At 43.5% G+C, this 14534-nt stretch carries 18 protein-coding genes and 2 pseudogenes; 19 read left to right on the top strand and 1 reads right to left on the bottom strand.

The genetic code is table 11. The features are described 5' to 3' along the window. Positions 1 to 125: 125 nt before the first annotated feature. From IPL71_RS12945 to IPL71_RS25970, 10 genes and pseudogenes are all read left to right on the top strand, one after another. Complete coding sequence (locus IPL71_RS12945) at positions 126 to 1592, top strand: NfeD family protein (protein WP_345322192.1); 1467 nt, start codon at positions 126 to 128, stop codon at positions 1590 to 1592. Further along, on the top strand, positions 1549 to 2433 hold the full coding sequence (lipA, locus tag IPL71_RS12940) for a lipoyl synthase (protein ID WP_345322190.1): 885 nt from the start codon (positions 1549 to 1551) through the stop codon (positions 2431 to 2433). The genes IPL71_RS12945 and lipA overlap by 44 nt, the downstream gene beginning before the upstream one ends. Positions 2434 to 2909: 476 nt before the next feature. Further along, entirely contained in the window at positions 2910 to 3290 is a 381-nt protein-coding gene (locus IPL71_RS12935) for a hypothetical protein (protein ID WP_345322189.1), read from the top strand. A 145-nt stretch (positions 3291 to 3435) separates the two neighbouring features. Beyond that, positions 3436 to 3981, top strand: coding sequence for a DUF7010 family protein (locus IPL71_RS12930; RefSeq protein WP_345322187.1), 546 nt, complete (start codon positions 3436 to 3438; stop codon positions 3979 to 3981). A 314-nt stretch (positions 3982 to 4295) separates the two neighbouring features. Continuing rightward, positions 4296 to 4367, top strand: a pseudogene (locus IPL71_RS25975) (hypothetical protein); the annotation flags it as partial. 8 nt (positions 4368 to 4375) lie between these two features. Next, positions 4376 to 4744 (top strand): hypothetical protein, encoded by a 369-nt coding sequence (locus IPL71_RS12925; RefSeq protein ID WP_345322185.1) that lies wholly within the window; start codon positions 4376 to 4378, stop codon positions 4742 to 4744. Then, entirely contained in the window at positions 4729 to 5115 is a 387-nt protein-coding gene (locus tag IPL71_RS12920; RefSeq protein WP_345322183.1) for a hypothetical protein, read from the top strand. Before IPL71_RS12925 ends, IPL71_RS12920 begins: the two co-directional genes overlap by 16 nt. Before the next feature lie 199 nt (positions 5116 to 5314). After that, positions 5315 to 5986, top strand: coding sequence for a hypothetical protein (locus IPL71_RS12915; RefSeq protein ID WP_345322181.1), 672 nt, complete (start codon positions 5315 to 5317; stop codon positions 5984 to 5986). Between the two features lie 244 nt (positions 5987 to 6230). Then, a complete protein-coding gene (locus tag IPL71_RS12910) occupies positions 6231 to 6647 on the top strand; it encodes a hypothetical protein (RefSeq protein ID WP_345322179.1) in 417 nt (138 codons plus the stop codon). Positions 6648 to 7102: 455 nt separating this feature from the next. Further along, positions 7103 to 7315, top strand: a complete 213-nt coding sequence (locus IPL71_RS25970) for a GNAT family N-acetyltransferase (protein ID WP_514130784.1) — start codon at positions 7103 to 7105, stop codon at positions 7313 to 7315. 219 nt (positions 7316 to 7534) lie between these two features. On the opposite strand, the gene IPL71_RS12905 is transcribed toward IPL71_RS25970, so the two are convergent. Further along, a complete protein-coding gene (locus IPL71_RS12905; protein WP_345322177.1) occupies positions 7535 to 7846 on the bottom strand; it encodes a hypothetical protein in 312 nt (103 codons plus the stop codon). A 426-nt stretch (positions 7847 to 8272) separates the two neighbouring features. Here IPL71_RS12905 and IPL71_RS12900 point away from each other — a divergent pair, with 426 nt between their 5' ends. From IPL71_RS12900 to IPL71_RS12865, 9 genes and pseudogenes are all read left to right on the top strand, one after another. After that, complete coding sequence (locus IPL71_RS12900) at positions 8273 to 9055, top strand: carbon-nitrogen hydrolase family protein (RefSeq protein WP_345322175.1); 783 nt, start codon at positions 8273 to 8275, stop codon at positions 9053 to 9055. A 221-nt stretch (positions 9056 to 9276) separates the two neighbouring features. Next, the gene (locus tag IPL71_RS25965; RefSeq protein WP_514130779.1) at positions 9277 to 9450 is read left to right on the top strand and encodes a hypothetical protein; all 174 of its coding nucleotides are present in this window, start codon (positions 9277 to 9279) and stop codon (positions 9448 to 9450) included. 51 nt (positions 9451 to 9501) lie between these two features. Further along, positions 9502 to 9735, top strand: a pseudogene (locus IPL71_RS12895) (HNH endonuclease); the annotation flags it as partial. Between the two features lie 117 nt (positions 9736 to 9852). After that, positions 9853 to 10284, top strand: a complete 432-nt coding sequence (locus IPL71_RS12890) for a hypothetical protein (protein WP_345322173.1) — start codon at positions 9853 to 9855, stop codon at positions 10282 to 10284. Between the two features lie 179 nt (positions 10285 to 10463). Further along, positions 10464 to 11177 (top strand): LuxR C-terminal-related transcriptional regulator, encoded by a 714-nt coding sequence (locus tag IPL71_RS12885; protein WP_345322171.1) that lies wholly within the window; start codon positions 10464 to 10466, stop codon positions 11175 to 11177. Between the two features lie 202 nt (positions 11178 to 11379). Beyond that, positions 11380 to 11907, top strand: a complete 528-nt coding sequence (locus IPL71_RS12880) for a GNAT family N-acetyltransferase (RefSeq protein ID WP_345322169.1) — start codon at positions 11380 to 11382, stop codon at positions 11905 to 11907. Positions 11908 to 12101: 194 nt separating this feature from the next. After that, positions 12102 to 12893, top strand: a complete 792-nt coding sequence (locus tag IPL71_RS12875; RefSeq protein ID WP_345322167.1) for a hypothetical protein — start codon at positions 12102 to 12104, stop codon at positions 12891 to 12893. Between the two features lie 71 nt (positions 12894 to 12964). Beyond that, on the top strand, positions 12965 to 13207 hold the full coding sequence (locus tag IPL71_RS12870) for a hypothetical protein (protein WP_345322165.1): 243 nt from the start codon (positions 12965 to 12967) through the stop codon (positions 13205 to 13207). Positions 13208 to 13587: 380 nt separating this feature from the next. Further along, positions 13588 to 14445, top strand: a complete 858-nt coding sequence (locus IPL71_RS12865) for a GGDEF domain-containing protein (protein WP_345322163.1) — start codon at positions 13588 to 13590, stop codon at positions 14443 to 14445. Positions 14446 to 14534 lie beyond the last annotated feature (89 nt).

The raw sequence follows: 14534 nt of genomic DNA, 5'->3' as shown, positions 1-14534 counted from the left end.
AGACAGCACTTTCCTTGTCTACCTGTTTATTTGTTTCCTTACCTTTCCTCCTCGCCTGCTTTTCCTTATCTTTGTCTTATGCAATTCGGCTTATAATCTTTCATTATGAAAAAATCCGCGTATTTTTGCTTGTATTAACTGTGTTGGCTTTCTTTTCGTCGGTGCGGGCGCAAAGCAATCAACCTCTGGCAATTGTGATGACTGCCGAGGGACCGATCATGCCGCCGATGCTGGCTTATTTTGAACGCGGCATTAAGACCGCCGAACAGCGTAACGCGGAAGTGCTCATTATTCAATTGAATACACCCGGTGGAAGTGTGGAAACCATGCTGGAGATCATTCAGGTGATGCGTGCCAGCGAGGTGCCGGTGGTGGTCTATGTTTCGCCAAATGACGCGATTGCCGGAAGTGCGGGCGCGTTGATCACAATGGCTGGACATGCATCTGCGATGGCGCCCAAGACGGCGATCGGTGCGGCCAGCCCGATCGACAGCTCCGGTTCAGATATTCAATCAACACTTGAAAAGAAGATCAAGGAAATCTTGAAGGCGCGGGTACGCACGCTTACGGAGAGCCGTGGCACGAAAGCGGTCAGACTTGCCGAATCGATGATCGACGATGCAAAAGCGGTGACTGCAAAAGAAGCGCTTGATGCAAAACTGATCGATTTTATTTCTGATGACACCGAAGACCTGCTGCAATCGCTGAATGGTTTCACCGTTCAAATGGATGATGGCAGCAAGATCAAACTCAATACGGAAGATGTCCGCACGGAAGGTTTGGATATCAGTTTCATTGAGCAATTGCTGTTAATGCTGACCGACCCGAATATTTCTTTTCTTTTGCTGGCGATCGGCGTGCAGGGAATTTTGATCGAGATCTCCAGCCCGGGCGGTTGGTTCGCGGGCTTCATCGGCGCAACCTGTTTGACTCTGGCTGTGTACGGCATGGGTGTGCTGACCGTCAACTGGTTTGGTTTTATCTTTTTGATCATCGCTTTCGTGCTGTTCATTCTCGATATTAAAGCGCCGACCCACGGCGCGCTGACCACGGCGGGCGTGGCATCGTTTATTGTGGGCGCGCTGGTTTTGTTCAACTCGCCGGGCACGCCGCAATTTCAGCAGGTGTCTGTTCCGCTGGTGATCGGGATGGGAATTTTTCTGGGTGCGTTATTCTTCGGCATTCTGCTGATCGCGTTACGCGCGCAGCACCGCCCGATCCAAACCGGAAGTGAGAGTCTGATCGGGAAAACAGGATCAGTTAAAACGTTCGAAGGAGATGCGGGACAAGTCCAATTGGAAAGTGAATTATGGAGCGCAGAAAAATCTCCTGAGTCAGAATCAATCAGTAAGGGCGACCTTGTCGAAGTCGTCCAAGTGCGCGGATTGAGATTAATCGTTAAGAAAAATATTATGCATTGGGTGTCCGATCGGCTCCGCCGCAAAAAGCAAAAGATGCGGCTCCGCTCAGGATGTAAGAAAATAAGAGGACCTTATGGCTGCTACCCCTACGAGAGACAGAGTCTCCACTCAAACAGAGTCACGCCCAATGCGCCGCCCCGATTGGATCAAGGTGCGCGCGCCTTCGGGTGAGACGTTTGAAAAATTACAGGTATTGATGCGTTCGAAAGAATTGCATACGGTGTGTGAAGAAGCGATGTGCCCGAACCTCGGCGAATGCTGGGGCAGCGGCACGGCAACATTTTTAATGCTCGGTGACGTTTGTACGCGCACCTGTGCCTTTTGCGATATTAAACACGGCAAGCCCGGTCTGTTGGATTGGGGCGAAGCCGAACGGGTGGCGCAGGCGGTGAAGTCAATGGAGTTGAAACACGCGGTGATCACTTCGGTCAATCGTGATGAACGCCGTGATGGCGGCGCTCCAATCTTCGCGATGGTCATCCGCAGAATTCGTGAAGTGCTGCCGGGTTGTTCGATCGAAGTCTTGATCCCTGATTTCAAAGGCTCGACTGAAGCCTTGAAGATCGTGATGGATGCGCGTCCTGAAATTTTGAATCATAATGTGGAGACGGTTCCGCGTTTGTTTAAGACCGTGCAGCCGCAGGATAATTATGAGTGGGCGGCAGCGACATTAAGCAATGCAAAAAAACTTGACCCAGATGTGTTGACCAAGTCGGGCATTATGCTCGGCCTCGGCGAAACGATGGATGAAGTGAAACAAGTGATGCGCGACCAGCGCAGTTGGGGCGTGGACATTTTGACCATCGGCCAGTATCTACAGCCAAGCAAGAAACATCTGACGATGGAACGTTATTACACGATGGAAGAATTCGCCGAGTTGAAAGCCTTCGGTATGGAGATCGGTTTCAAGTGGGTCGAGTCGAATCCGCTGGTGCGGTCTTCGTATCACGCTGCGGAGCAGGTCCGCGCGCTGAGTGTGGTGCACCGCAAGTTGTATGGGAATGGTGGGTAAGGACAGTAATGAGTAATAAGTAATAAGTAATGAGTAATAAGTAAGCCCTTTCGCGGTTTGTTGGCGGGAGGGCTTTTTGTTTAGGCCAGGGTATATAATTTGTATTGTATATAAGGTGTTTATACGGCGATATTTTTGTATAAATATTAGTTGGGCAGCTCCTTCGGAAATGACAGCAAACGGAATTCAGAGAACACTATGGCACACAACTCCAAACTCAGAAATCGCCTTGCATCTATCTTTATCATTGTTTTCATAATTGCTACATTTGCTAAATTTGCTACATTTGTTTACGAAAACAAATGTCATTTTAATGTCCTCCCGCTTCATGGACGCAGATTTTAGATACAGCATTTTCCAAGTCGGGTACTGATTTTAGAATTCAAACCATTTGGGCTAGTCCATCCAGATGGAATCGTTATACAGAAAATGGTCCAACTTTTATAGATATTCACATTGCCTACACATCTCTCAATATGGAACCTTCTCGTGCAGATGAGGAAACAAATCATCCTACTAAAGATATTGAGTTTGATGACCGAAACTTGGTATTTGATGTTCGCACAGGAAATAGTTGGACTAACTTTGTCCCGCCAGAAGATAGACGGGAAAAATTGCGGAGAGTTTACGTACATCCGCGTGACGTTTTTCTTGCCACCTGGTCATTAGCAGAAAAGGAATCGGGGCTACCGCCAAACAATGCCAGTGTCTTAGCAATTCTCAATTTCGATGAACATGGACGTGAGTCTGTATGGTATGTATCCTATTATTACGATGATATAGTTGACCTGACTTTTTATATTGATACCCAAACAGCGCAGATTATTTCAGTGAAAAAAAATGATTTGTCTCAGTAAAATCACGTGCGTTCCCAACCACTGCCCAACAAAGCGTGCATTGTCCGCCGGGGATTCTACGTCACGTTGTAGTCCATGACTGTTTGCGTGGACAGTCATGGATATCAGGAAGAACTTAAGAATAACTATATTTTAGGAGAAAAAATTGAATATCGTAGATGCACAAAAAGATATGCGTTATGGCTTTTTTGGCGGCGGCGTTGGGATGTTCGTTTCAGGCACAATTTGGTTATTTTCCGGGATCATTGCCCTCAACGGAAACGCTGATCAAGCGATATGGGCATTGCTGATTGGCGGTGCATTAATTGCCCCTCTCAGTGGAATAATCACAAAGTTTTTGGGGCGTCCTGACAAAAGCACTCCTGGAAATCCACTTGTAACTTTGGCAATGGAAGTCACTATTTGGTTGATCTTTTGTTTGCCTTTGGCATATACTATTTCACAAACGAATTCTCTTTGGTTTTTCCCTGCTATGTTATTGGTCATTGGCGGGCGTTATCTAACATTCTCCACCATATATGGTATGCGGATATACTGGGTATGCGGTTTATTGCTTGCAGCGGCTAGCGTTGCCCTCGTAAGATTAAATGTGCCTTTCAGCATTCAACCTTTTATTGGAGCATTGATTGAAATCGCATTTGCTCCATTTGTATTCATACAAGGACACAAAGAAGGAAAACTTTCAACCTAAAATCTATGGTCACTTTAAAGCATGAAAGGCGTCAAACAAAACGCGGACTGTCCGCCGGGGATTCCTGCGCAAACCCTAAGCAGTTTTCCACGCCTTAGCTTTTTCTGGTGGGCGGCTTCCGTCCCCACCCCAGCGCAGTCCACGCAAACCGTTAGGCAGGTTCACTAATTATCAGGGAAAATTAATGGCTAAAACTAGAGTTGAGATAGCAGAACAATTATTTGAAAATTATGCTAAAAACCTTAATTTCTATCATCCTCAATTCGAGCATATTTTCCTATGTCCACTTTGTTTAAGGCAATTTCCCAAATGCAATAAAGTCAGGTGAACTGACTCTTGAACACATCATACCTTCTGCTCTTGGTGGAAAATTTATCACGCTTACATGCAAAGAATGCAACTCGAAATCAGGCGAACTTCTAGACGCTCACTTGATACAGAGATTACGGACGGAAGATATTTTAACAGGCAAAGCAATGAACCTCTTAAGGTACGTGTGAATATTGGTGAAGGTGAATTTAATGGCAATATTTACCTTTCTGATAAAGAAAACCCCAATATTAGGATAGTAGGAAATCGTGCAACATCTAATCCGAATTTACATAAAATCGCAGTTTCAGAATTTAAATCAGGTAAACAAAATTTCTCAATAAGTGGAAATTTAAGTTACAAGGAAATACCTAGCAGAGTTGCTGTACTCGAATTGCATATCTTCTTGCCTTCAGTTATTTTGGGTACGGATATATTTTGTATAAGAACTTAGTGCAAATACGAACGCAGATATTTCAGCCTGAAAAAGAAACTACTGTACTCAAAGGCATGTTTTGGACAAGTGAAAGTCCACCAGCAAATACCATTGGCGTACTCGAAAGCCCTCAAGAACTTCGTAGTTTCATAGCAATCATCAATCTTTCAACAGACATCGAACGTAAACTTTGTGTCGCACTCCCAGGTCTAGACATAGAAAGTGAAACCATCTATGAACGTTGGAAAATGGTTGTTGACTCAAACACAATTGAGCATAATCCAAACATAGATATAATCTTTTTTGACCCAGCGTATATTTCAGACTCTGACTACAAATTCCTGCCAGCTCGAATTTGGCGTAAACAAATCAAAATAGGAAATAATTAAATCCTCAAAATGAGTCTACTCACAAACACCTGCCCAACAAAGCGTGCCCCTGACGCTGGGGAGTCTGCGCAAATCTCAAGCAGTTTCACACGCCTTATCATTTTTCTGGCTGGACGGCTTCGCCGTCCCCGCCCCAGCGCAGTCCACGTAAACCGTTAGGCGCTAATGGTTACGTTATCAACAAAGAAAAGACATTGATATGAATCCCTTTGTAAAAATCTCCCGCGCTTCAATCATTCCAGGGCTTGGCTTATGGTTACTCGGCAAACGTCGTGACGCTGTAATTACGGCTATTCTTTTTTTGAGTACTGTTCTAATTTTCTTTTATTCTCCTTGGCGTTCCTTGGCAAGTTTTAGTTGTGTTATTGGGATGTTTCTTTGGATAATGCAGAGTACATATACAAAACATGAAATACGACTAGTGCAGGCATTAAAATCAGGAAATCTTCGGCAGGCAAAAGAAAGCACCCCAATTGTGTCGCCCTCCAAATTAAGCCACGGTGAAAAACTGGCATTTAAGGCAAAGGAAATTGTCCGTCAACAAGTGGAAATTAATGAGTATGTTTTCGAAGCAATTCTTGCCATTCAAACCTCTGATACTTATTATGCCTATTACGTTGGACTCTTAGCAGACAATTTTGTTTTTATATACACTGATTTTGTAGGCAAGCCAGCAGGAATAGAACGGGTTGTTTTTTCTTCAATACAAGACTTAACCTTAGAGTATGGTTTACTCACAGACACTTTGATTATGTTCATGGAAGGTAAAGAACCTATCCCGTTCAAGGTAAGTCGTTGGTTAAGGACACATACTGATAAACTTATTTCTATATTTAAAAAAAAAAGGGTCTTAAGGTATAAATGCGCCTAACAAAGCATGCACCCGACGCTGGGGCGCTTCGCGTGCGCAAATCTCAAGCAGTTTTCTACGCCTTATCATTTTTCCAGTTGGACGGCTTCGCCGTCCCCACCCCAGCGCAGTCCACGCAAATCGTTGGGCGTTAAGTAGTTTTTTTGACATCGCCACATAATAAAAAGAATTCCGCTTAAGGTCGTCAATTAAACTTAAATAAAGGAATTCTCCATACTTAAGTTTTAGAGCATTTGCACAATAATTGCGAAGATTCTTTTTCAATCACCTTAGTTTGCAAGGATGGAAATTTTATGAGCAAAACACCTCAACAAAAATTTCAATCGCAATTTCTATCATCTCTATTGTCGTACCACTGTTGATAATCATCAAGAATATCCCCATAGGAGTCGGCTTACTCTTAATAGGGGCGATTGTTTCTCGCCGTGCAATGATGTTAGCCAATAAAAATGATCCCCAACTATTGAGCGACGCGGACATTGTAAAATTTGGACGTCATCAAAGTGAAAGATCCCAAACCATTCTAGTGCAGGTCGTTGACGATAACGGATATGATCTGCCTCCAGAAGTTATTGCTCAAAAAATGAAAGAAGCCAAATTACGTGCAAGTCCTCGCGACACAATAGTGGCAGTTCGGCATAAAATCAATAAGGATCATTAAAACAATAAGCGTCAGCATCCAAACACAGCCCAACAAAACGCGGACTGTCCGCCGGGGATTCTGCGCAAATCCTAAGCAGTTTTCCACGCCTTAGCTTTTTTCTGGTTGGGCGGCTTCGCCGTCCCCGCCCCAGCGCAGTCCACGCAAACGGGTGGGCCGCTAAAGGAAAACCATGAGTATCCACTTGAGAGAATCAATACCATCTGATATACAATTTTTGAGAGAAATGCTTTATGAAGCGGTGTTTTGGCGACCTAACCCAAATAAGCCTTCATTTGAAGAAGGTCTCATCTATCCAGGTGTAAGCAATGCACTTGTTGATTGGGGCAAAAGGATGGAGATACTGCGGTAATTGCTCTTTGTGATTCAAGGCTAGCTGGGGCAGCATGGTATAGATTTTACACAGATGACAATTGCATCGGGGTATATTAATGAAATGATACCTACAGTCCGCAATCGCAGTCCATGAAAACTATCGACGTCAAGGAATTGGGGTAAAAATGATTGAATGGTTGATTGATTGTGCCTCAAAATCCAACATTCAAAAACTAAGCCTTATGGTTTCAAAAGACAATCATGCAATAAGGCTATATCAGAAATGTGGTTTCCTGGAATATGCAGATAAGGATGATTCGTTGTTGATGTTACGAAGAACAGAAGCATTATAAAAAGCGGCCCAACAAAGTGCGGACTGTCCGCTGGGGCGCTTCGTGTCAAGCAGTTTTCTAACAACTTATCATTTTTCTGGCTGGATGACTTTGCCGCCCGCCCCAGCGCAGTCCACGCAAATTGTTGGGCGGCATCCACAAAAGGTTATCAATGCGCGAATATTTGAATAACATCGCCAAGCAAATGAAACCCAAAATACGATGAAACAACAGCGTATTTTAACTTCGCTTTTGCGCTGTGTTGTTTTTTTCATCCAGAATTTCGTGAGCTTTATTTTGAATTTCTTTCTGGCGCAGGGTAGCTAAAAAAGCAAGTTTCGCATTTATAGCGATGGGACTTATTGCAACGATTGGATTTTTTCTTTCTTTTCTCCACGTATTTATTAGCAGGAAAAAAGTCACCATTTGAACAAATTTGTATTGGAACTTTATAATGGGTGCAAACGGTTTTGCAGGCATTATGGCAGGAATTGAAATGCTATCGCCTCGATGGTCAATAGCAGCAATTATTCCTATCTGGAATATTTTCATGGGAATAATATTATTGTATCAACTTGGCTTGAATAAATTTGATATTAGCAACAGGAACTCATCAATCTCGGAAGTGCTTATTGCATCTATAACCCTGATAATTGTGTTCGCAATAACCGATTATGGTTTTCACCTTTCATGGGCAATGGCACTTTCGGTGTGCGTATTTTATTCTTCAACAATTTTTTTCTTTATCATGTGGGCGTTCGACTTCGTTCGTTTGTGGCTTTTTGAAAAGGCATAGTGGTCTTATGGCAAACAGCCGCCCAACAAAGCGCGGACTGTCCGCTGGGGCGCTTTGCGTGCGCACGCTTCGCGTCAAGCAGTTTTCTACGCCTTATCATTTTTCTGGCTGGACGGCTTCGCCGTCCCGCTCAACTTAGTCCACGCAAATTGTTGGGCGCGTCGCAAATTTACTAAACTATTATGAAGCTTACTGCCATCGTTGCGCAATTCCCTGTATCATTATCCATCCAGAATAACTTGAATGTTATTGATTCTGTATTAGGACAAACAAATCCTGGTGATTTAGTAATCTTTCCAGAAGGCTCAGTCTCAGGTTATTCAAGTGACATCACATTTCTCCAACAAATAAATCTTGATGAGTTAAAAGCAGGTTTGGAACACATTAAAAGAAGCGCAACGGCGAAAATAAACGTCTGGATTGGCACCTGTGTGAAAGTTGAAGGCAAATGGTTCAATACCGCACAAGGTTTCTCGCCAAACGGAGACGTGCAGATTTATCACAAGATAAACCTGGCCCATCACGAACGTGGAGTTGTCTCCGCAGGCAACACCTTGCCCATATTTGAATTAAATGCTCCTGAAGGTACAGTAAAAATTGGAATTCAAATTTGCAGAGAGTTGCGCTACCCCGAACAATGGAGATGGCTTGCACAGCATGGCGCGCAAATTATTCTTCATCTAAATAACGCAGTTGGCGATGATACATATCAACCCGTTTGGAAAAGCCATCTCATCAGTAGGGCAGCAGAAAATCAGAGATTTGTTCTGAGTGCAAATAACGCCGCGCCAAAACAAGTTAGCCCCACCATCGCCATTGCTCCTGACGGAAAAGTCATAGATGAAATGGTCTCAGCAGAATTGGGTATCTTTCGAGTTGAGTTAGAATTGTCCAAAGTTTCTAATTGGTATCTCGACCAAAGGCGAAGTGATGTCGTAGAAATCAAGTCAGGTGTTTCACAATAAACGCAGCCAACAAAACGCGGACTGTCCGCTGGGGCGTCTGTTGCTGCACGTAAAGCGTTGGGTTAGAATAGTACAGTAAGCCTTGTAAGTGTTTGCAAATATGCATGACAGTTTTTTTGTAAAACAAAAAACTAGAAAAGGATCACTTCCATGTTCAATCCACCTAACTCTCACCCAAACCCAAGCCCATATTTTGACTTATTAAAAAAATTACACAACTCGTGCAAGAGAACAAGGTTGAAGAACAAATTCTTCAGGTTGTTCAGCAAGTTTTTGAGAAAGAACTGGCTAGTGAGAACATCGTTCTATCACCTCCTGAAAAAACACGCCTGCTTCAACAAGTTACAAGAGCAGTATTGACTGAAGCAATTACAAAGATCTCCGATATAAAATAATCATCCTGCGAGAACTTTACAAATAAATATCAGGCTGCAAACAGCAACATTAAAAATACCGCCAAAGCCGAAGCCAGTGGTAAATCAAACTGTCCGCTTTGCGCGATTGGGCCTGACGCCAACAAGAGTAAACTTTGGAAGTTAAACGAAATGGACGCCGATCATGTAGCAGCGTGGAGCAAAGGCGGCGCAACCAATATCAAGAACTGTCAAATGTTATGCAAGACATATAATCGGGCAAAAAGGAAATCGGTAAAAGCAAAAAGCGGGCCGCCCACTAAATAGTCCACGTAAACCGTTGGGCGCTAATATCAAGTTCTAGCCAGAATCGGTTTCATTACCGAAAATATGACGAGGCTACGAACACCTCCGTGTTTTCAAATGAATTCTTTAGGAGAAAATATGGCATTCACTTTCAAAGTTGACCCAGCCTTGGGACTGATATTTTATGTAGGTTTGAATGCCACTGGCACGGAAATACTTGAAGCTGAAAAAGCTGCTTCGAACAGCCCATTGAGGCAGCCCAATATGAAGATTATTGTTGATATAACCCAAGGCGGACTCGATTTTGAATGGAGCGATATAAAAAAAGTATACAGAATGAATAGGAACCGCCTGGAAAACGGAAATAAATTAGAAGCGACCGCCGTCATTACTTATAACAATTTTGCTAACACATTCGGAGATATTTTTCGAATGGTGGGCGAAGGCATACCCATAAATTTGGGTATGTTTAGTACGTTGCCCGACGCTATCAAATGGTTGGATTTATCAGATAAAGAAGTAGAGATTTTGGAAATACAAAAAGAGTTAATGCGAAAGTTGAGAGAATAAAAAAATCGTTTTATATATAACCGCGCCCAACAAAGCATGCACCTGAGGCTGGGGCGCTTCGCGTCAAGCAGTTTTCTGGCTGGACGGATTCACCGTCCCCGCCCCAGCGTACCCCGAAGGGGCATAACGCAAACCGCTGGCTGGCTATTGGCAAAATAATCTAAAAAGGAATCTTCACTATGCAACAATCTCCCCGACTAAGCAACCGCGAAAGGGAAACCTTGCAACTTTTATTGGAAGGTAAAAGCAATAAATTAATTGCGCTGGATATGAAGGTCTCTGAACGCACGATTGAATTCCATTTGAAAAATATATACTCGAAATTTCGGGTAAATTCAAGAATGGAATTAGTTTTGAAACTAAAAAACGATATGAATTGGCTCGAATCTGAAAAACTAGGGTATTCCACAGTTGCGGATAAGAGAATTCTTGCTGAAAATGATGACGGACTCAATTTATCGAATTGGGTTACATCTTTGAGAGAAGCCGTCTTTAAAATCGGCAAGGAGTTAAGAATGAAAGTTTCTTCAAATTCAAATACTGATAATGAAACAAGCCCGATTACATTCTACGAGTCAATCCGCAAATGCTTAACAAAATACGCAGAATTCCATGGACGAGCATCGCGCCCAGAATTCTGGTGGTTTGCATTGTTTATCGTGATATGCCTTTCGGCAATTACGCTTTTAAATGAAACTATTGGAGAAGTGTTTCTTCTTGCTACTTTACTACCTCTATTGGCGGCAGGTTCACGCCGACTTCACGATTGTGGAAAAAGCGCGTGGCAGTTGCTATATCTATTAGTTCCAGTTGCTGGAGTTTTCATAGTAGGTGTTTTATGGGCGTTGCCATCAATAGATCCTTTGTCAGAGGAAGATACGCTTCCAGCATAAACGCCAGTCAACAAAACGCGGACTGTCCGCCGGGGATGCTCCGGTCATCTCAAGCATTTTTCTACGCCTTATCATTTTTCCAGTTGGGCGAATTCACCGTCCCCACCCCAGCGCAGTCCACACAAATCGTTGGACGACTGACCTGCAATTATTATGTCACATGGCCGCTTGCAACAATATATAAGCTATAAAGGAACAATGTATGATTAATACGAACAATCTTCAACTGCTTCCCATAGAACGAATTCACATTGAAGCGTTCTTGCGTGATAAGAGTGACCTTGCAGAAATTTTACATGTCAGTATACCTAATAGCTGGCCTAACTTCCCCGAGGCATTTTCCATCCCAGCCGACGAATCTCATGATACGGAACAGCCTCCAACTGACTGGCAAGGATACTTCTTCATTTTCCCAAAAGATAGCGTACTTGTCGGTAATGGTGGCTTTAAAAGCGAACCTGACGACGCGGGCACAATAGAAATCGGATATGAAATTGCCTCCGAACATTGGAGTCGCGGGTTCGCTACCGAGGTAGTTCAAGCGATGGTCGCCTATGCGTTTGCGCACAAAGATGTGCGCGCTGTCATAGCACATACTTTGGCTGAGGTAAACGCATCAAATACTGTGTTGAAAAAAGCAGGCATGAAGTTCATTGCAGAAGTAGATGATCAAGAAGAAGGCAAGATATGGCGATGGCAGATAAATCGAAATGAATATCATCCTTCATAGACCATAAAACCGCCTAACAGAACATACATCTGATACTGGGGCGTTTCGCGTGCGGCACGTTTCGCGTCAAGCAGTTTTCTACTCCTTATCATTTTTCTGGTTGGACGGCAGCAGCAAGGTAATTGATCTTCCTTTTCTCAATTGAACTGTGGTGAATCGCGGTAATGACAGGAACTATGGTGATCGGAGGAAACGTGGCAAAACATACGCGAGTGATGCTGGAAATCGGCCCGAAAGGCAAGAAGGTAGTGGCGGTAGCACCTGATTGGCCCGGCCTTGAGCGCGGGGCAAAGACCGCGGAGGACGCAATCGAAAGGCTGCGTTCCTATATTCCGCGATATTCACAGGTGGCAAAGCTAGCTGAAATGGATGCGGAGTTTTCTACTATCAAGAACTTCGACATAGTCGAGCAGTATCCAGGAACAGGCTCAACTGACTTCTGGGGCATCTCGTTCGCGTTTTCGAACATCGACAAGCAAGCCATGTCGGACGAAACGCTGGAGCGTGAGCTGGCGCTGATGCAGGCGTGTTGGCGATTTTTCGACGATGTGCGGAAGCGGGTATCGGCTGAGATGCAGAAGGGTCCGCGAGGAGGAGGGCGCGATCGGGACCATATTGTCCGCCATACACTCTCCGCTGAGCAGGATTGGGCGGGAGGGGTTGGAGTGCAGGTGCCCAACGATGCAATGTTGACCGACAAGGCGTTGAAAGCGTATCGTGATGCGTATTGTCACGGAATACGGGACTACCACGCACAGGGCAAGTGGGCCGGCAATATGGCGAAATGGCCGCTCCGGTTCCTGATTCGGCACACCGCCTTTCACACCCTGGACCACGCCTGGGAAATGGAAGACAAGGACCTGACGACCTGTCAAACAAGCGTGAAGTGCTGCCTAACACAGCGCGGACTGTCCCGACGGGAATTTTGCGGCACCTGCGGACAGTCCATGCAAATGGGTGGGCGGCCTTTGTCAAACCCGTTATAAGCCGCATAATTATTTATGAATTCCAAAAACAGTTTTTGCGAAAAAAATCAAATCACAACAGGATTATTCTCATGTTCAATCCACCAAACTCTCAAAACTCAGGTTCTTATGTTGACCTTTTGAAGCGAATTACTCAGCGGGTGCAACAGGAAAAAGTTGATGACCAAATACTCGCAATCATGCAACAAATTTTCGAGAACGAATTGGACAAAGAGAACCTGGTTCTTTCACGCCCTGAAAGAGTACGTTTGTTTCGGCAGGTTACAAAAGCAGTATTTACCGATATGCTTGAAAAACTTAACGATATAAAATAGCAAAAGATATATGCTTGTCTGGTTTCAAAAAAATCGGCATACTTGTTTTCTTTTTTGGTTATTCAGCATTTTGGTAAGTTTTGATTTTTTGTCAGTTATGAAAGTAAAAAGTTCGTGCAATGATTTTTCAGGTTTTATGCAGGCAGGTTCTTTTATAACCGGAGTATCTTGCATAACATGTCGCCACCCAACAAAGCGTGCATTGTCCGCAGGGATTCTGCAGCACGCTTCGCGTCAAACATTTTTTCACGCTTTATCATTTTTCTGGCTGGATGGCTTTGTCGTCCCAGCACTAGCGTACCCAGCAGAGTCATAACTCAAACCGTTAGCCCGTTCCTTCCAAAGCAAAAGTGTTGTATTATGTAAACATGAAATTGATATTGGATTCCGAATCGCTTCGTAAATCATCCATTATCAATAGCTTTCTACTCATTATTGTTATTGGTCTGCTTGATTTCGCAACAGGTTATGAATATGCGTTTTCAGTATTTTATATACTCCCTATCGCTTTCGTTACCTGGTATTCAACCCCCAAAATAAGTTTTTTCGCTTGTGTCGTCAGTGCAATTGTATGGTTTTGGGCTGATAAAAGTGCAGGACGTTCATACTCATTCTTTTTGATCCCTTATTGGAATACTTTAATCAGGTTTTCCTTTTTTATTATTATTGCCTATCTTTTGTTCACTCTAAAAAGTGCGCTGCAACGGGAAAAAGACTTATCTCTTACAGATTACTTAACGGGGGCGTCAAACTCCCGCCATTTTTATGAAATAGTTCAAATGGAAATAAATCGTTTAGAAAGAAACCAAAGCCCATTTACGATAGCATATCTTGATATTGACAATTTCAAAACTATCAACGATACGTTTGGTCATCCAGAAGGAGATTTAGTTCTAAAGACAATAGTCAGTTCATTGAAATCAAAAATAAGAAGTTCCGATTTAGTTGCAAGGCTTGGCGGAGATGAATTGGCATTATTTTTCCCTGACACTAATCAGGAGTCTGCCCGGGTGATCTGGTCTAAAATACACGCTGTTCTCAAAAATGAAATATCTAAAAATAACTGGATAGCAACTTTTAGTATCGGTGTCGTGACTTGTACTATTGCACCATCAGATATTAATGATTTAATAAAAACGGCGGATGAGTTAATGTATTCTGTAAAACGGCATGGTAAAAACATGGTCAAATACTCGGTATATGAAACAAAGAATCTTGCAAAGCAAAAAACGGACTGACAAAGTATGCATTGTCCGCAGGGATTCTGCAGCACGCTTCGCGTCAAGCATTTTTCCACGCTTTGTCATTTTTCTGGGTGGACGGCTTT

The sequence above is a fragment of the Candidatus Villigracilis proximus genome, assembly GCF_016717045.1.
Classification (GTDB): Bacteria; Chloroflexota; Anaerolineae; order Anaerolineales; family Villigracilaceae; genus Villigracilis; species Villigracilis proximus.
Note: the sequence above shows the minus strand (reverse complement) of the source record. Positions and strands in the feature narration are given on the sequence as shown.

Excerpts from the sequence above, each read along its gene's own strand:
- IPL71_RS12905 (WP_345322177.1), bottom strand. The coding sequence starts at position 7,846 with ATGAAAATATTCCAGATAGGAATAATTGCTGCTATTGACCATCGAGGC.
- IPL71_RS12935 (WP_345322189.1), top strand. The coding sequence starts at position 2,910 with ATGGAACCTTCTCGTGCAGATGAGGAAACAAATCATCCTACTAAAGAT.
- lipA (WP_345322190.1), top strand. The coding sequence starts at position 1,549 with ATGCGCCGCCCCGATTGGATCAAGGTGCGCGCGCCTTCGGGTGAGACG.
- IPL71_RS12890 (WP_345322173.1), top strand. The coding sequence starts at position 9,853 with ATGGCATTCACTTTCAAAGTTGACCCAGCCTTGGGACTGATATTTTAT.
- IPL71_RS12885 (WP_345322171.1), top strand. The coding sequence starts at position 10,464 with ATGCAACAATCTCCCCGACTAAGCAACCGCGAAAGGGAAACCTTGCAA.
- IPL71_RS12880 (WP_345322169.1), top strand. The coding sequence starts at position 11,380 with ATGATTAATACGAACAATCTTCAACTGCTTCCCATAGAACGAATTCAC.
- IPL71_RS12900 (WP_345322175.1), top strand. The coding sequence starts at position 8,273 with ATGAAGCTTACTGCCATCGTTGCGCAATTCCCTGTATCATTATCCATC.
- IPL71_RS12870 (WP_345322165.1), top strand. The coding sequence starts at position 12,965 with ATGTTCAATCCACCAAACTCTCAAAACTCAGGTTCTTATGTTGACCTT.
- IPL71_RS12925 (WP_345322185.1), top strand. The coding sequence starts at position 4,376 with ATGCAACTCGAAATCAGGCGAACTTCTAGACGCTCACTTGATACAGAG.
- IPL71_RS12915 (WP_345322181.1), top strand. The coding sequence starts at position 5,315 with ATGAATCCCTTTGTAAAAATCTCCCGCGCTTCAATCATTCCAGGGCTT.